The organism is Variovorax sp. RO1 (assembly GCF_002849325.1).
GTDB lineage: Bacteria > Pseudomonadota > Gammaproteobacteria > Burkholderiales > Burkholderiaceae_C > Variovorax.
Genome location: NZ_PKMT01000009.1, coordinates 138,960 through 154,177, shown reverse-complemented (window position 1 = coordinate 154,177; position 15,218 = coordinate 138,960). Strand labels below are relative to the sequence as shown.

Sequence of the window (15,218 nt, the reverse complement as noted above, 5' to 3'; positions counted from 1 at the left end):
GAACGAAGGTGGCTGAAGACTCAGCGGATCAGGACTCGGCGGCGAACTTGTCGTAGGACGCTGCGTCGAGCAGGGCGTCGAGCTGTGCGGGCTCGCTCAGCTTGACCTTGAAGAACCAGCCGGAGGCCAGCGGGTCGCTGTTGGCCAGCGACGGGTCGGCGCGCAGCGCTTCGTTCACTTCGGTGATCTCGCCCGACACGGGCATGAACACATCGGCGGCGGCTTTCACGGACTCGACCACACCGGCGACTTCGCCCTGTGCGAAGGTCTTGCCGACTTCGGGCAGGTCGACGAACACCACATCGCCCAGCGCGTCCTGCGCATGCACGGTGATGCCGACGGTGGCGGCGCCGCCTTCGGCCGCCACCCATTCGTGGTCCTTGGTGTATTTGATGCTCATGAAAAAACTCCTCGTGGAAAAAATGGAATCGGGGTGCAGAGCCTAGCCGGGTCTGCGGTGTTCAGCTGCGGTCAGCCGCGGTAGTAGCGCGTCGGCACGAAAGGCATAGTCGACACCTCCATCGGCACCGGCTTGCCGCGCACGATGGCCTGCACGCGCGTGCCGGGCTCGGCAAAGGCGGCGGCCACGTAGCCCATGGCCACGCAGCGGTCGGCCGTGGGGCCGAGCAGGCCGCTGGTGACGGTGCCGATGTCGTGGCCTTCGAGCGACTGCAGCAGCGTGCCGTCGCGCACCGGAATGCGTTCCAGCGCCACGAGGCCGACGCGCTTGCGCGTGAGCGTCTCGTGGTCGGTGTGGCCGGCCGCACCCGAGGCGACGGCCGCCAGCTGGGCCAGCACCTTGGCCGCGCCCGGGAAGCCGCCTTCGCGCGCGCCGCCCGTGCGGCGCACCTTCTGGATCGCCCAGTTGAGCGAGGCTTCGACCGGGGTGGTGGTGGTGTCGATGTCGTTGCCGTACAGGCACAGGCCGGCTTCGAGCCGCAGCGAGTTGCGCGCGCCCAGGCCGACGGGCTTCACCTCGGGCTGCGCGAGCAGCAGGCGGGCGAGGGCGTTGGCATCCTTGCCGGCCACGGAGATTTCGAAGCCGTCTTCGCCGGTGTAGCCGCTGCGCGTGACGAAGGCGGCAATGCCGCCGATCTGCACCGCGCCGCCGGTCATGAACACGAAGCGCTCGATGCCGAGCGACAGGCGCGCCAGCGTGGCGGCCGCCTGCGGGCCTTGCAGTGCGAGCAGGGCATGGTCGGGCAGGGGCTGCACTTCGCAGCGCGCACCGATCTTGTCCTGGATGTGGGCGATGTCGGCCACCTTGCAGGCACCGTTCACGATCACGAAGAGCGAGCCGTGGCCTTCGTTGAAGAACATCAGGTCGTCGAGGATGCCGCCCTCGTCGTTCAGCAGCAGGCCGTAGCGCTGCTTGCCGGCGGGCAGGTCGACCACGTCGACGGGCATCAGGGTTTCGAAGGCGGCGGCGGCGTCGGGGCCGACGAGACGCAGCTGGCCCATGTGCGAGATGTCGAACAGGCCGGCCGCATCGCGCGTGTGCTTGTGCTCAGCCATGAGGCCGGCGGGGTACTGGACCGGCATGGAGTAGCCGGCGAAAGGCACCATGCGTGCGCCGAGCTCCACGTGGAGGTCGTACAGCGGTGTCTTGAGAAGTTGGGCGTCAGAAGCGGAGGAAGCGGCCACGGGGCACTCCAAAGGGGCAGTCGAAATCCATGGCTGCAACGCCATGGGCCACCCCTGCTGTCCGCTTTACCTGAGAGATTCGCCCCACGATCGGGGTTTGCTCCTTCGGTGGGCCGCATGCAATGCCACGGCCTCTCTCCAGCAAGGAAACGCCGGTGGTTGCCGGCGTCTTGTCAGTCCTTTTGCCTGAGCGTTCGGGGAACCCCTGCGCCTTCGGCGGCCCCGTCATGCGGGGCTCTCTCCTGACCCGGCGAGTGTAGTGGATCGCGGGGCCGGGGCTGGTGTCGAAGTGCTCGTGGGGGCCTCAGGTGTGGCAGCACCCCAGCGCCTGGGACGCTCTCAGTTGGGAGAGCGGCTTGGCGGAAGCGACCGCCACGGGAACGGCATCGGCTTCGCCGTTCAGCACCAGGTGCTTGAACCGTTCCCAATCGAACAAGGTGCCCGGATCGGTACGGCGGTCCGGGTCCAGCTTGGCGTGCGAAACCACGTGGGCCAGATTGGGGTACTTGGCCCAGCAATGGCGAACGATGCGGGCCGTGATTTCGACTTGCCAGTCGGAGAACGTGTCGAGCTCCTGCTTGTTCACGACCTCGATGCCCAGCGACCAGTGGTTGACGCGCTTGGCGCCGTCGTTCACATCGGGGTGCGAGGCCGCATTGCGCACGTGCCATGCCGCGAGCGCCTCCGGCACGCAGGCCCAGACGAGTTCGCCGTGCTGGTCTTCGTCTTCATCGGGAACCAGCCAATGGAACGACGCGGCGTCGGTCGGTTTTTTCATGACCGAGATGGCGCCGGAAGACGATCCGCCGGCCGTGGCATGGATGACCACCGTGGTGATGCCCATGATCGGATCGACCGATCGCTTCGTCGTGCACGTCGGCCAGTAGGGCTGCACGCCGGGGTACCAGGGCTCGTTGAGGGAAACCTCTCCTGGTCGTTTCGACTTGGGAAGCGTGAAGTGATAGCTCTTCGGACTCGGCATGCTGAACCTCCTTGTTTTGGGAACTGAGTTCTAGCAAGGGGCCCTCTGGGCCCGCGTCCCCTGGATGAGGGATGGCGACCTCTGGCCGCCAGGTTCAGTGCACGGTTTCGGCCAGCGGCAGCAGCTTGTCGATGCGCTCGCGCAGCGAGTCGGCGCGCTCGGGGCCGGCGGCTTTCTCGATCTCGGAGAGCATGAGCGCGGCGATGGTCAGCATGGCCTCGCGGTCGCGCGCCTCGCGCAGGGCGTCGCGCATCTGGTTGGCGAAGCGCGGGTCGCGGCGCACGAACATGCGCTCGCAGATGTCGAACAGGAACATGCGCGTGGTGGCCAGCGAGCGCTTGCCGTCGAAGCTGTCGGCCGATGTGGCGACCTGGATCGGTTCGGCGGCGGGGACGGGTGTGGGGGCCGGCGTAGGTTGCACCGGGGCCGGTCGCGCATCCTGCAGATAGCCCCGCTGCATCAGCCCCTGGATCGCCTGCTCGGCCTCGACGCGGCTGGGGAACAGCGGGCTGAAGTCGGTCAGCGAGCGCCGGCCGTCGGCCATGAGCAGCAGGGCGCGCTCACGCTGGCTGAGCGTGCGCTGCCCGGCCTGGAGTTCGTCGCGTGCCTTCTCGGTCTTGGTGGGAAACATGGCGGCCACAGCTTTCGGAGGTCGAAGGCTGCAGCATCGTTGCAAGTGGTGACACCTTCGTGAACCATTTGCCTACAGAGGGCATGCTGACGCGCGTCAGTTGCCCGCGCTGCTTTCCTTGCGGATCAGCCAGCGCGTGCCCACGCGCTGTAGCTCGAGCGTCTTGCGGTCGGTTTCGGTGAGCGCGTCGGCGCGGTAGACCTGCCGGAATTCCGCACTGGCCGACGTGCCCTGGATGCTGATCACCAGCCCCTCGATGCCCACGCTGATGCGCGACTTGCCCGTGATGCGGGTGCGCCGGTCGGCCTCCCAGCGTTCGCGGGTTTGGCTGCGTGCGGGGGTGAAGTCGGGCGCGTAGGCCGCGAGGTAGCGCTCCACGTCGCGGGCGGACCAGGCCGCAGCCCAGGCGCGCACGGCGGTTTCCACTTCGGCGAGGGTGGCGACGGGGTTGGCCGAAATGACGGGTGCTGCCGCAGACGACGGCACAGGCGCAGCGGCCGGCGTGGCCGCGAAACCGGCCGTGGCCAGCAGCGCGGCGGCGGCGAGGCTGCAACCTTGGGCGGCGATTCGATGCATGGCGTCCTTTTCCTTCTTCGGGTCTGTCAGGCTCGACGTCGAAGCTTGCGTCGATTCTGGCAGTGAAAGAGGGGGCGCGTGGCGTTGAATCGCCCACGGATTTCAGTGGGCTGTTGTTCAGAGCGCGAGGGCTAGAACTCAGGCCGCGGCAGCCTCGCCCACCATCACCTGCACCGTGCGGTTGCGCAGCCGCAAGGCCAGCACGGTCGCGACGCACAGCACGCACAACACCACCGTGAGCGTCACGCCGAGCCCGCGTGCATCCGACAGCAGGCCGAACAGCGGCGACACCAGCCCGCCGACCGAGAGCGCAAGCCCGAGCGTGATGCCGCTGGCGGTGGCCGGGTTGCGCGGCAGGTAGTCCTGCGCGAGCGTCACCTGCGCGGCGAAGGGCAGGAACATGCTCATGCCGAGCCACGCGGTGCAGGCCAGCGCCGCGGCGGGCGTGGAGGCGAGCACGAGACCCGCCATCGCCGGCAGCGCGAGCAGGTAGCCGCAGCGGATCGTGCCCATGCGCCCGATGCGATCCCCGAGCCAGCCGCCGGCCAGCGTGCCCACGGCACCCGCTGCAGTGAAGGCGGTGAGCGCCGCGGCGCCCTGGAAGGTGGTGCCGTGCAGGTCGCGCGTGATGCGCAGCGACAGCATCGACAGCACGGTGACGTACGGGATCGACCAGCCCACGATGGTCGCGACCAGCAGGCTGAAGGCGCGCCAGTCGTTGTGCGGCTTCAGCACTTGGGCGCGGGCCTGCGCGGCGCGCGCCGCCGCGGCTGCCGCGTTGCTGGCGACGGCACCGCGCCGCGCGTTCACCGCGACCCACACCACGCCCATCGCCACCGCAGGAATGCCCAGCAGATAGCTGCGCGACAGGCTGCCGTCGCCGACCACCGTGGCCGCGAGCACGGGCGCGAACGAGGCGCCGATGGTGCCGCCCACCGAGAACACGCTCATCGCTTTCTGCGAAGCGCCGCCGGCCGCGCGCGCGGCCACGGTGGCGGGCGGGTGGTAGGCCGCGATGCCCAGCCCGCACAGCGCGACCGCGATCCAGGTCAGCAGGTAGCTCTGGCTCAGGCCCGCCAGCACCACGCCCAGCGCCGCCACCAGGAAGCCCACGGGCACCAGCCAGGCGCGGGGGTGGCGGTCGGCGTACAGGCCGAACAGCGGCTGCACCACGCTCGACAGCCCGGTGGCCGCCAGCATCAGGCCGCTCACGGCCGTGTAGCTGTAGCCGCGCTCCAGCACCATGAAGGGCAGCAGCGCGGGCACGAGGCCCTGGTAGAGGTCGTTGACGGCATGGGTGCCGGTGAGCAGCCCGAGTCGGCGCGTGTTCATGCGATGGCTTCTTTCTTCGGTGTCCGATTTGAGAAAAAGAGGGGGAAAGCCATCGTAGGAAGACAGGGAAAGATGTTCTCGCTACGAATGTGCAAACATCGTCGTGAAATGGACAAACTGAATCTGCGCCCCGAAGAAGGCGAATCGACGCCGCGCGCCGTGGCCGTGCTGGCCACCGATCCGGCGGGCGATGCCTTCATTCCGCCGCATGCGCACCGGCGCGGCCAGCTCATCCACGCGATCTCGGGCGTGATGATGGTCAGCGCCGCGGCCGGCAGCTGGGTGGTGCCGCCGGGGCGCGGCGTCTGGGTGCCGCCCGGCATGACGCACCAGATCCGCATGGCGGGCGAGGTGCAGATGCGCACGGTTTTCGTCGAGCCCGGCACGCGCGCCGACCTGGGCACCGACTGCCGCGTGATCCATGTGGGGGCGCTGTTGCGCGAGCTGATCGTGGCGGCCGTGTCGCTGCCGCTGGACTACGCGCCGGGTGGCCGCGACGAGCGCGTGATGGAGCTGATCCTCGACGAGATCGAGGCCGCACCCGCGCTGTCGCTGCATGTGCCGATGCCGCGCCACGCGCGCCTGGCTGCGCTGTGCGGGGCGCTCATCCGCGACCCCGCGCAGCCCGCCACGCTCGACGGCTGGGCCGCGCGCCTGCACATGAACGCGCGCACGCTGGCCCGGCTGTTCGAGCGCGAGACCGGCATGACCTTCGGTGCGTGGTGCCGGCAGGCGCGGCTGCTGCTGAGCCTGCCGCGGCTGGCCGCGGGCGCATCGATCCTGGAGGTGGCGCTGGCGCACGGCTACGAGAGCCCGAGCGCCTTCACCGCGATGTTCCGCCGCACGCTCGGCGTGCCGCCGAGCCAGTACCTGCAGCAGGAACCGAAGCGCTGAAACGACACGGCGGGCGGCCTGCGAAGGCCGCCCGCCGTGTGCGGGTTGGCGTGGTGCCTGCGGCTACCGGCTGTAGACCAGGTCGCGCAGCGACAGCGAGACCCAGGGCACGTAGGTGATGACCATCAGGCAGGCCAGGATCACCAGCACGAACGGGATCAGGTGCCTCACGATCCGGTCGAGCGAGATGCGCGCCACCGTGCACGCCGCGAACAGGTTCACGCCGAAGGGCGGGGTGATCATGCCCAGCGCCAGGTTCACCACCATGATCAGGCCGAAGTGCACCGGGTCGATGCCGAAGTGCACCGCCACCGGCGCCAGGATCGGCGCCAGCACGATGATGGCCGCGCTGGTCTCGATGAACATGCCGATCACGAACAGCGCCGCGTTCACGCCCAGCAGGAACATCGCGGGCGACTTCAGCACTTCCTGCAGCCAGTGGCCGATGGCGTCGGGCACGCCGGCGCGCGTGATCAGGAACGCGAACAGGCCGGCGTTGGCGATGATGAACATGATCACCGCCGACGACAGCACCGACTTGCGCAGAATCGCGAACAGGTCGGTGATCTTGATCTCGCGGTAGATCACCATGCCCACGACGAGCGCGTAGAACACCGCCACGGCCGAGGCTTCGGTCGGCGTGAAGATGCCGCCGTAGATGCCGCCCAGAATGATCACCGGCATCAGCAGCGCCCAGCCGGCCTGCCACAGCGCGCGGCCGAAAGGCATGCGGCCTTCACCGTCGGTCTTGCCCCAGCCCTTCCACTTGCAGTAGACCCACACGAACAGCATGAGCGCCAGGCTGATCAGGATGCCGGGGCCGAAGCCCGCGATGAACAGCTCGCCGATCGACACTTCGGCGCTCACGCCGTACAAAATCATCGGGATCGACGGCGGAATGATCACGCCCAGCTCGGCGCTCGTGGCCTGCAGCGCCGCCGCGTACGACGTGGGGTAGCCGTGCTTGATGAGCGCCGGGATCAGGATGGCGCCAATGGCGAAGGTGGTGGCCACCGACGAGCCCGACACCGCCGCGAAGATCATGCAGGTCAGCACGCAGGTCATCGGCAGGCCGCCCTGCACGCCGCCCACGATGCTCTTGGCGAACTCGACCAGCCGGCGCGAGATGCCGCCGGTTTCCATCAGGTTGCCGGCCAGGATGAAGAACGGAATGGCCGCCAGCGGAAACTTGTTGATCGAATTGAACATCTCCTTCACGGAGATCAGCATGTTGGCGTTGGTGACCTGGATGCCCAGGATCGACGCCAGACCGATGGACACGGCCACCGAAACCGACAGTGCAAAACACAGCACCATCGTTGCAACCATCACGACGCTCATTGCGCGGTCTCCAGTTCGAGCCGCTTGGGATCGAGAAAATTGCCGGCAATGCCGAACAGACAGAACACAGAACCGACGGGCATGGCCAGGTAGGCCCACACCATCGACAGACTTTCGAGGCCGGCCATCGACTGCACGCGCCCGCGCATCGCATAGTCCCAGCCCCACCAGAGAATGACCAGCATCAGCGCCAGCGCGGCCAGCGACACCACGGCGTCGAGCACGCGGCGCACGCGCGGCGAACTCCAGCGATAGAGCACGTCGACGCTGACCATCGCGCCCTGGCGGAAGGCCATCGGAATGCCCAGGAACACCATCCAGATCAGGCTCACGCGGATCAGGATCTCGCTCCATTCGGCGGGTTGTTCCAGCACGAAGCGGGTGACGATCTGGAACACGCCCAGCGCCGAGGCGATCACCAGCATCAGGCAGGCGGCGACCATCGACACGCCGGTGGTCCAGCGCTCGATGGCGAGGAATTTATCTTTCATACACAGCAGCTCGCATTTTTCGGTTTCTTCGGGTTCTCAACGAAAAAAGCCCGCCAGACAACGCTGGGCGGGCATCGACGCTGTCAGGCGGACAGCCGCCGGGTCATCACTTGTAGTTGCGGATCTTGTCGAGGTTGGCCTTGCCGAAGTCCTTTTCGAACTGGGCATTCACCGGTGCCAGCGCCGCCACGAACTTGGCCTTGTCGACGTTGTCGATCACGGTCATGCCCTTGGCGCGCAGGTCGGCCACGCCCTTGGCGTCGTCTTCGTCCACGCGCGCACGGTTGGCCTTGGTGCCTTCCTTGGCAGCGTCGATGAAGGCCTGCTTGTCGGCCGCGCTCAGCTTGTCGAAGGTGCCCTTGTTCATCACGAAGATGCAGGGCGAGTAGACGTGGCCGGTCAGCGAGAGGTGCTTTTGCACCTGGTCGAACTTGGCCGAGATGATCACCGGCAGCGGGTTCTCCTGGCCGTCGACCGTGCCTTGCTGCAGCGCCGTGAACACTTCGGGGAAGGCCATCGGCGTGGTCACGATGCCGAAGCCCTTGTAGGCGGCGATGTGCACCGGGTTTTCCATTGTGCGCATCTTCAGGCCCTTGAGGTCTTCAGGGGCCTTCACGTCGCGCTTGCTGTTGGTCATGTGACGGAAGCCGTTTTCGGCCCACGCCAGCGCCTTGAAGCCCTTGGCGTCGAACTTGGTCAGCATCTCCTGGCCGATGGGGCCGTCGAGCACGGCGCGTGCGTGGGCCTTGTCGCGGAACAGGAAGGGCACGTCGAGGATCTTGGTCTCGGGCACGAAGTTGGGGATCGGGCCGGTCGAGGAGAAGGCCAGTTCCTGGGTGCCCAGCTGCACCGCTTCGATCGACTCGCGTTCGCCGCCGAGCGCGCCGTTGTAGAAGGTCTGGACCTTGTAACGGCCGCCCGTGCGCTTTTCGACTTCCTTGGCGAAGGTGTCGATGGCCACGCCCTGGTGCGAGTTCTGCGCGGTGGAAATGCTGATCTTCATGGTCGTCTGCGCAAAAGCGGCGCAGGCCATGCCCATGCCCAGAACCAGGCCGGCGGCCAGTCGGGTCAACTTCATTTGTCTGTCTCCTCGGGTGAAAAAAGGGGGGCGCGCGAACCAGCCTGAGACCGGTTTCACGCAAAGAAATGACTATGCACGAATAACCAGTTTCACCGCGTCGGGACTTTCACGGACGTAGGCACGAATCACGTCGTCGAAGCGCTCGTCCGGCGCCAGGCCCAGGGCCCGGGCGCGCGGCGTGTCGAAGCGGCCCGGCCAGGTCTTCACGATGCGGCCGATGGTGGCATCGGGCGTGCGGTCGAGCAGGTCGGTGGCGGCGCGGCCGGCCACGCGTTCGAGCGCGGCGGCCATCTCGCCCACCGTGGTGGCCAGCGAGGGCAGGTTGAGCGCGGTGCGCGGGCCCCAGTCGGCATCGCTGGCCTCGGCCGCGCGCACGATGCCTTCGATGGTGCGGGCCGGCGAGGCGATGGCCACGGGCGTTTCGTCGGGCACCGGGCAGGCCGCGCGCAGGCCGGCGAGCGGCTCGCGGATCATGCCGCTGAAGAAGCCCGAGGCGGCACCGTTCGGTTGGCCGGGGCGCACGCTCACCGTCATGAGGCGCACGCTGCGCCCCTGCACGAAACCCTTGCGCGTGTAGTCGGCCACCAGCTGCTCGCCGATGAATTTCTGGATGCCGTAGCTGGTCTGCGGCGTGGGCAGCGTGTGGTCGTCGATGAGCGCGGGCAGCGGCTGCTCGGGCGAATCGCCGAACACCGCGAGCGAACTTGAGAACACCAGCACCGGCCGTGTGCCGAGCGCGCGCAGCTTTTCGAGCAGGCCGTGCGTGGCGGCGAAGTTGCTGCGCATGCCGAGGTCGAAGTCGGCCTCGCATTCGCCGCTGACGGCGGCCGCGAGGTGGAACACCGCATCGGCCTCGCGCCAGAAGGTGGCGCCATCGTCGGCCAGCTGGGCGTTGAGGTCGCCGGTGGCGGCCGCGATGCGCGGGTCGGCCGCGAGGTCGGGCGGCGGCGGTGCGCGGTCGACCAGCGTGATGTGTGCGATATCGCGGGCGGGAGCGCCGGCGAGCGACAGCTGGCCCAGGGCCAGCAGGGTGCGCGCCAAGCGCGCGCCGAGGAAGCCGGCGCCGCCGGTGATGACGATGTGCATGAGGTCCTGTCTCCTTGTGTCCTTGTGTCCTTGCCTCGCGAGGATAGCGTCGGCGGGTGCCGCACAATTTGCGCATGCCCATGCTGCCTCCCGATCTCCTTGCCACCCTGCGTTTGCCTGTGCTGCAGGGCGCCGACCTCGACACCCAGGCTTCCTTCTTCAAGCGGCCGGAGGTCCGTGGGCTCTACTTCGAGGTGGTGGAGGGCTCGGCGAAGGACGAGGTGCTGCGGGCCGCCGTCGCGCAGCTCGGCGACCTGCATCCGCACCGGGCCGCGTTGCTGGCGGTGTTCTGCGGCGCGCTGGTCGAGAACGGCGCCGATCCGCAGCTCATGTTCGACGCCGTGCGGCAGTTGGCGGGGCGCCTGCTGGCGTCGCTGGCGCCTTACTGCGCGGCGCAGCCGTACGAACCCGACGAGGACGACGAGGAACCGCAGGACGAGCAAGCACTCGCCGCCTGGCAGGCCGCCGAAGCGGCGCTCGCGTCGCTGTCGCCGCAGGCGCGATTCGAGGTCGATGCGCGCCAGCGCGCGGTCGACCTGCTGGTGCTGCCGCTCATGACCATGGTGGTGCGCGATGTGCGCAACCACCGGTCGCTGGTGGCGGACGACGGCCTGCTCGCGCATGTCGAGGCGATGTACGCCAACGACTCGCTGCCTTTCGAGGCCTTGCATTTCCTGCGCGCCGCGGCCCAGCTGTCGTACGAAGACGAGCTGGTGGTTTTGCTGCCGACGTCGCGCGCGGGCATGGTCGTTCGCGCCCAGGGCATCAACAACAACTTCCACGCCTTCTCGCTGCTGCAGGACCTGATGGAAACGCACGCCCAGACGCTGGGCATCCGGCAGCCGCCGCGCACGCGTCGCGACGGGGACAGCGATGCCGCCGCCTTCCTCTGGCTGCAGGCGACGGCCTTCGCCAAGGGCGAACTGGTGGACCGCATGGCGTGGTCCTGGGGGGAAGGCACGTTGCGCGAGAACGCGCGCAGGCAGGGGCGGCTGGTGCTCGTCGCGCTGGAAACGGACGACAAGCCCGTGCGCGGCTGGAACGGGTTCACCCACGTGCTGCACGCCGAGCAGAACCCGCAGGTGTCGCTGGTGCACTTCCTCACGCCCGACGAGGTCGCCGCGTACCTCGCCTGAGCGGGCCTGAAAATGAAAAAGCCCTCCGAAGAGGGCTTTCATGCATCGATGCCGCGGGGGCTTACATGCCCACGTAGTTCGGACCGCCGCCGCCTTCGGGCGTCACCCAGACGATGTTCTGCGTCGGGTCCTTGATGTCGCAGGTCTTGCAGTGCACGCAGTTCTGCGCGTTGATCTGCAGACGCTCCTTGCCGGCGCTGGCTTCGTCGGGCACGAACTCGTACACGCCGGCCGGGCAGTAGCGGCTTTCGGGGCCGGCGAACTTGGTGAGGTTGATATTGACCGGCACCGACGCGTCTTTCAGCGTCAGGTGGGCGGGCTGCTGCTCTTCATGGTTCGTGTTGCTGATGAACACGCTCGACAGGCGGTCGAAGGTGAGCTTGCCATCGGGCTTCGGATAGACGATGGGCTTGCATTCGGCGGCCGGCTTCAGGTACTGGTGGTCGGGCTTGGTGCGGCGCAGGGTCCATGGGATGTGGCCCTTGAGCAGCCACTGCTCGACGCCGTTCATGACCGTGGCAATGCCCAGGCCCTTCTTGAACCAGGCCTTGAAGTTGCGCGCCTTGTTCAGCTCGGTGTAGAGCCAGCTCTTCTCGAACGCGGCGGGGTAGGCCGTGAGTTCGTCGTGCTGGCGGCCGGCCATGACCGCGTCGAACGCGGCCTCGGCGCACAGCATGCCGGTCTTGATGGCGGCGTGGCTGCCCTTGATGCGGCTCACGTTGAGGTAGCCGGCTTCGCAGCCGACCAGCGCGCCGCCCGGGAACACCGTCTTGGGCAGCGACTGCAGACCGCCGGCCGTGATGGCGCGCGCGCCGTAGCCGATGCGCTTGGCGGGCTTGATGCCCTTGGCCTCGTCGCCTTCGAGGTACCAGCGGATGTTGGGGTGCAGCTTCCAGCGCTGCATTTCCTCGAACGGGCTCAGGTACGGGTTGCTGTAGTCCAGGCCCGTGATGAAGCCCATCGTGACCTTGTTGTCCTCCATGTGATAGAGGAACGCGCCGCCGTAGGTATTGTTGTCCATCGGCCAGCCGGCCGTGTGCAGCACGAAGCCGGGCTGGTGGCGCTTGGGATCGATTTCCCAGACTTCCTTGACGCCCAGGCCGTAGGTCTGCGGGTCGCGGCCTTCGTCGAGCTTGAACTTGGCGATGAGCTGGCGGCCCAGGTGGCCGCGCGCGCCTTCGGCGAACACCGTGTACTTGCCCAGCAGCTCCATGCCGAGCTGGAAGTTCTCGGTGGGTTCGCCGTCCTTGCCGACGCCCATGTTGCCGGTGGCGACGCCGCGCACCGAGCCGTTCTCGTTGTAGAGCACTTCGGCGGCCGGGAAGCCCGGGAAGATTTCCACGCCGAGGTTCTCGGCCTGCTGCGCCAGCCACTTGGTGAAGGCACCCAGGCTGATGATGTAGTTGCCGTGGTTCTGGAAGCAGGCCGGCAGAAACGCGTTGGGCGTGCGCAGTCCCGACTTTTCGCTCAGGAACACCATGGCGTCGTCGGTCACGGGCTGGTTCAGCGGCGCGCCGAGTTCTTCCCAGTCGGGCAGCAGTTCGTTGAGCGCGCGCGGGTCCATGATGGCGCCCGACAGGATGTGCGCGCCGGGCTCGGAACCCTTCTCGAGCACCACGACGGAGATTTCCTTCTCCTGCTGGGCGGCGAGCTGCTTGAGGCGGATCGCGGTCGAGAGGCCGGCGGGGCCGCCGCCGACCACGACCACGTCGTATTCCATGGCTTCGCGAGGGCCGAACTGGGCGAGGATTTCGTCGTGCGTCATGTGGGTTGGGTCGATAATGATTTTTAGAGGCGCGGGGGCGTCGCGGTTCGCCCGGCATTTTATGCGGCGTCCGGCGGTGGTCCTTGTCGCCCGCAGGCGAGGCACCCTGCGTCACCTGCGCGACTCCACAGGATTCTGCCCATGGCTTACAGCATCGATCTCTCCGGCCGCGTGGCCTTCGTCACCGGCGCGTCCAGCGGATTGGGCGCCCAGTTCGCGAAAACACTGGCCCGTGCCGGTGCCGCCGTGGTGCTGGCCAGCCGCCGCGTCGAGAAGCTCAAGGAACTGCGCGCACGCATCGAAGGCGAGGGCGGCGACGCCCACGTGGTCGAGCTCGACGTGACCGACTTCGGCAGCATCAAGGCCGCCGTGGCGCGCGCCGAAACCGAAGTGGGGCCCATCGACGTCCTCGTCAACAACTCGGGCGTGAGCACCACGCAGCGCCTGCAGGACGTCACGCCCGACGACTACGACTACATCTTCGATACCAACGTGAAGGGCTCCTTCTTCGTGGCGCAAGAGGTCGGCAAGCGCATGCTGGCGCGCGCCCAGGGCAAGGCGCCGGGCACCTACATCGGCGGTCGCATCATCAACATCGCGTCGTCAGCGGCGCTGAAGGTCATGCCGCAGATCGGGGCGTATTGCATGAGCAAGGCCGCCGTGGTGCAGATGACCAAGGCCATGGCGCTCGAGTGGGGCCGCTTCGGCATCAACGTGAACGCGCTGTGCCCGGGCTACATCACGACCGAGCTCAACGAGGAGCACTGGAGCACCGAGGGCGGCGCCAAGCTGGTCAGCATGCTGCCGCGCAAGCGCGTGGGCAAGCCCGAAGACCTCGACGGGCTGATCGTGCTGCTGGCCAGCGGCGAGAGCCACTTCGTGAACGGTGCGGTCATCGCGGCCGACGACGGGTTCGCGATCTGAGTCCGCGGGCGTGGATCGGCATCGCAGCCGGGCTGGCTGCGGGGGCGCTCTGGGGCCTGGTGTTCGTGGCGCCGCGCATGGTCGGCCACTTCGGCATGGTCGACATCACGGCGGCGCGCTTCGCGGTGTTCGGAGCCGTGTCGGCGCTGGCGGTGCTCGCGCGGCCCGCGGCCGTGCGCTGGCCCACGGGCCGGCAGGCGCTGGCGGCGCTCGGCCTCAGCGTGCTGGGCTTCAGCGGCTACTACCTGCTGCTGGCCTTCGGCATCGAAGCGGCCGGCACCGAAGTGCCCAGCCTCATCATCGGCACCATTCCCGTCTGGATGATGCTGCTGGGCCGGCCCGCGGGCCTGCACATGCGGGCCTTGCTGCCCGGCCTGCTGCTCACGGGCGCGGGCATCGCGCTGATGATCTGGGGCGCGTGGTCGGCGCAGCACGGCGCGGGCGGTGGCGGCGGTGGTGCGCGCTTCGGCTGGGGCATCGCGCTGGCGCTGTGTTCGATGGCGAGCTGGACTATCTACGGCCTGCTCAATGCCGCCTGGCTGCAACGGCACCGCGAGGTGCATGCGGCAGACTGGGCCAACTGGCTCGGCATTGCGACTGGCCTGGGTGCCTTGCTGTTGTGGGCGGTGGCGGGCAGCGATGTCGCCACGCTGCAATCGCGGCCCGACGGCATGCTCTTCATCTGGATTGCGCTGGCGAGCGGCTTCGGTTCGTCGTGGCTTGCGACCATTCTCTGGAACGTCGCCAGCCAGCGCCTCTCGGCCAGCCTGTGCGGCCAACTGATCGTGAGCGAGACGCTGTTCGCCTTGTTCTACTCTTTCCTCTGGGACGGCCGCTGGCCGCAGGCCACCGAATGGCTGGCGGCGGCGCTGTTCGTCCTGGGCATCCTCGCATCCATCAAGGCCCACCGATGAGAATCGAAATCCCCGAAAAGAAGAAGCTCGTGTATGAAATGTTGATCCCCATCCGCTGGGGCGACATGGACGCCATGGGCCATTTGAACAACGGCACCTACTTTCGCTACCTCGAGACCGCGCGCATCGACTGGATCCGCTCGCTCGGCGTCGAGCCCACGCCGGGCGGCGAGGGCATGGTGATCGTCAACGCCTTCTGCAACTTCTACCGGCAGATCGAGTACCCGGGCAATGTGCGGATCAAGATGTACGTGAGCGACCCGGGCCGCACCACCTTCGAGAGCTGGGCCACGATGGTCCGCGAAGACGCGCCCGACGTGCTCTGCGCGGCCGGCGGCGCCACCACCATCTGGGTCGACTTCCCGAAGCAGAAGGCGCTGGCGCTGCCCGACTGGCTGCGCGAGATCGTCAGCGACTGACG

16 protein-coding genes and 2 riboswitches are annotated in these 15,218 nt (G+C 67.9%); of the genes, 5 read left to right on the top strand and 11 right to left on the bottom strand.

Features of this window, described 5'->3' with window-relative positions:
- Nucleotides 1–28 precede the first annotated feature (28 nt).
- The 6 genes from gcvH to CY658_RS30340 all read right to left on the bottom strand — a co-directional run bounded on the left by gcvH (nt 29) and on the right by CY658_RS30340 (nt 5,165).
- The gene (gene gcvH, locus CY658_RS30365) at nt 29–400 is read right to left on the bottom strand and encodes a glycine cleavage system protein GcvH (RefSeq protein WP_099796453.1); all 372 of its coding nucleotides are present in this window, start codon (nt 398–400) and stop codon (nt 29–31) included.
- A 71-nt stretch (nt 401–471) separates the two neighbouring features.
- The gene (gene gcvT / locus CY658_RS30360; protein ID WP_101493704.1) at nt 472–1,644 is read right to left on the bottom strand and encodes a glycine cleavage system aminomethyltransferase GcvT; all 1,173 of its coding nucleotides are present in this window, start codon (nt 1,642–1,644) and stop codon (nt 472–474) included.
- 47 nt (nt 1,645–1,691) lie between these two features.
- Nucleotides 1,692–1,796: riboswitch (glycine riboswitch) on the bottom strand.
- 12 nt (nt 1,797–1,808) lie between these two features.
- Nucleotides 1,809–1,899, bottom strand: a riboswitch (glycine riboswitch).
- 49 nt (nt 1,900–1,948) lie between these two features.
- Nucleotides 1,949–2,626 (bottom strand): N-acetylmuramoyl-L-alanine amidase, encoded by a 678-nt coding sequence (locus CY658_RS30355; RefSeq protein ID WP_101493703.1) that lies wholly within the window; start codon nt 2,624–2,626, stop codon nt 1,949–1,951.
- A 94-nt stretch (nt 2,627–2,720) separates the two neighbouring features.
- A complete protein-coding gene (locus tag CY658_RS30350) occupies nt 2,721–3,257 on the bottom strand; it encodes a hypothetical protein (RefSeq protein WP_101493777.1) in 537 nt (178 codons plus the stop codon).
- Between the two features lie 96 nt (nt 3,258–3,353).
- Nucleotides 3,354–3,833, bottom strand: a complete 480-nt coding sequence (locus tag CY658_RS30345; RefSeq protein WP_101493702.1) for a L,D-transpeptidase Cds6 family protein — start codon at nt 3,831–3,833, stop codon at nt 3,354–3,356.
- A gap of 138 nt (nt 3,834–3,971) precedes the next feature.
- Nucleotides 3,972–5,165 carry an MFS transporter gene (locus tag CY658_RS30340; RefSeq protein ID WP_101493701.1) on the bottom strand — a complete coding sequence of 398 codons (1,194 nt, stop codon included), beginning with the start codon at nt 5,163–5,165 and terminating at the stop codon, nt 3,972–3,974.
- 108 nt (nt 5,166–5,273) lie between these two features.
- Between CY658_RS30340 and CY658_RS30335 the strand changes: the two genes are divergently transcribed.
- A complete protein-coding gene (locus CY658_RS30335; RefSeq protein WP_101493700.1) occupies nt 5,274–6,059 on the top strand; it encodes an AraC family transcriptional regulator in 786 nt (261 codons plus the stop codon).
- 63 nt (nt 6,060–6,122) lie between these two features.
- Here CY658_RS30335 and CY658_RS30330 read toward each other — a convergent pair whose 3' ends face one another.
- The 4 genes from CY658_RS30330 to denD all read right to left on the bottom strand — a co-directional run bounded on the left by CY658_RS30330 (nt 6,123) and on the right by denD (nt 10,058).
- Nucleotides 6,123–7,400: a TRAP transporter large permease gene (locus tag CY658_RS30330; RefSeq protein WP_101493699.1), complete on the bottom strand. Its 1,278-nt coding sequence runs from the start codon at nt 7,398–7,400 to the stop codon at nt 6,123–6,125.
- Complete coding sequence (locus tag CY658_RS30325) at nt 7,397–7,891, bottom strand: TRAP transporter small permease (RefSeq protein ID WP_101493698.1); 495 nt, start codon at nt 7,889–7,891, stop codon at nt 7,397–7,399. The genes CY658_RS30330 and CY658_RS30325 overlap by 4 nt, the downstream gene beginning before the upstream one ends.
- A gap of 106 nt (nt 7,892–7,997) precedes the next feature.
- Nucleotides 7,998–8,969, bottom strand: coding sequence for a TRAP transporter substrate-binding protein (locus CY658_RS30320; protein ID WP_101493697.1), 972 nt, complete (start codon nt 8,967–8,969; stop codon nt 7,998–8,000).
- 72 nt (nt 8,970–9,041) lie between these two features.
- Entirely contained in the window at nt 9,042–10,058 is a 1,017-nt protein-coding gene (denD, locus tag CY658_RS30315) for a D-erythronate dehydrogenase (protein WP_101493696.1), read from the bottom strand.
- Between the two features lie 74 nt (nt 10,059–10,132).
- Here denD and CY658_RS32605 point away from each other — a divergent pair, with 74 nt between their 5' ends.
- Nucleotides 10,133–11,194, top strand: coding sequence for a hypothetical protein (locus CY658_RS32605; RefSeq protein ID WP_143713812.1), 1,062 nt, complete (start codon nt 10,133–10,135; stop codon nt 11,192–11,194).
- Nucleotides 11,195–11,255: 61 nt separating this feature from the next.
- On the opposite strand, the gene CY658_RS30305 is transcribed toward CY658_RS32605, so the two are convergent.
- Nucleotides 11,256–12,959, bottom strand: a complete 1,704-nt coding sequence (locus CY658_RS30305) for an electron transfer flavoprotein-ubiquinone oxidoreductase (RefSeq protein ID WP_101493694.1) — start codon at nt 12,957–12,959, stop codon at nt 11,256–11,258.
- Between the two features lie 141 nt (nt 12,960–13,100).
- Here CY658_RS30305 and CY658_RS30300 point away from each other — a divergent pair, with 141 nt between their 5' ends.
- The 3 genes from CY658_RS30300 to CY658_RS30290 all read left to right on the top strand — a co-directional run bounded on the left by CY658_RS30300 (nt 13,101) and on the right by CY658_RS30290 (nt 15,216).
- Nucleotides 13,101–13,883, top strand: coding sequence for an SDR family oxidoreductase (locus CY658_RS30300; protein WP_101493693.1), 783 nt, complete (start codon nt 13,101–13,103; stop codon nt 13,881–13,883).
- Between the two features lie 77 nt (nt 13,884–13,960).
- Nucleotides 13,961–14,797: a DMT family transporter gene (locus CY658_RS30295; protein ID WP_441351224.1), complete on the top strand. Its 837-nt coding sequence runs from the start codon at nt 13,961–13,963 to the stop codon at nt 14,795–14,797.
- Nucleotides 14,794–15,216 carry an acyl-CoA thioesterase gene (locus tag CY658_RS30290; RefSeq protein WP_101493691.1) on the top strand — a complete coding sequence of 141 codons (423 nt, stop codon included), beginning with the start codon at nt 14,794–14,796 and terminating at the stop codon, nt 15,214–15,216. Before CY658_RS30295 ends, CY658_RS30290 begins: the two co-directional genes overlap by 4 nt.
- Nucleotides 15,217–15,218 lie beyond the last annotated feature (2 nt).

Excerpts from the sequence above, each read along its gene's own strand:
- gcvH (WP_099796453.1), bottom strand. The coding sequence starts at position 400 with ATGAGCATCAAATACACCAAGGACCACGAATGGGTGGCGGCCGAAGGC.
- CY658_RS30325 (WP_101493698.1), bottom strand. The coding sequence starts at position 7,891 with ATGAAAGATAAATTCCTCGCCATCGAGCGCTGGACCACCGGCGTGTCG.
- CY658_RS30355 (WP_101493703.1), bottom strand. The coding sequence starts at position 2,626 with ATGCCGAGTCCGAAGAGCTATCACTTCACGCTTCCCAAGTCGAAACGA.
- CY658_RS30340 (WP_101493701.1), bottom strand. The coding sequence starts at position 5,165 with ATGAACACGCGCCGACTCGGGCTGCTCACCGGCACCCATGCCGTCAAC.
- CY658_RS30350 (WP_101493777.1), bottom strand. The coding sequence starts at position 3,257 with ATGTTTCCCACCAAGACCGAGAAGGCACGCGACGAACTCCAGGCCGGG.
- CY658_RS30320 (WP_101493697.1), bottom strand. The coding sequence starts at position 8,969 with ATGAAGTTGACCCGACTGGCCGCCGGCCTGGTTCTGGGCATGGGCATG.
- CY658_RS30300 (WP_101493693.1), top strand. The coding sequence starts at position 13,101 with ATGGCTTACAGCATCGATCTCTCCGGCCGCGTGGCCTTCGTCACCGGC.
- denD (WP_101493696.1), bottom strand. The coding sequence starts at position 10,058 with ATGCACATCGTCATCACCGGCGGCGCCGGCTTCCTCGGCGCGCGCTTG.
- CY658_RS30345 (WP_101493702.1), bottom strand. The coding sequence starts at position 3,833 with ATGCATCGAATCGCCGCCCAAGGTTGCAGCCTCGCCGCCGCCGCGCTG.
- CY658_RS32605 (WP_143713812.1), top strand. The coding sequence starts at position 10,133 with ATGCCCATGCTGCCTCCCGATCTCCTTGCCACCCTGCGTTTGCCTGTG.
- CY658_RS30290 (WP_101493691.1), top strand. The coding sequence starts at position 14,794 with ATGAGAATCGAAATCCCCGAAAAGAAGAAGCTCGTGTATGAAATGTTG.
- CY658_RS30305 (WP_101493694.1), bottom strand. The coding sequence starts at position 12,959 with ATGACGCACGACGAAATCCTCGCCCAGTTCGGCCCTCGCGAAGCCATG.
- CY658_RS30335 (WP_101493700.1), top strand. The coding sequence starts at position 5,274 with ATGGACAAACTGAATCTGCGCCCCGAAGAAGGCGAATCGACGCCGCGC.
- CY658_RS30330 (WP_101493699.1), bottom strand. The coding sequence starts at position 7,400 with ATGAGCGTCGTGATGGTTGCAACGATGGTGCTGTGTTTTGCACTGTCG.
- CY658_RS30295 (WP_441351224.1), top strand. The coding sequence starts at position 13,961 with ATGGTCGGCCACTTCGGCATGGTCGACATCACGGCGGCGCGCTTCGCG.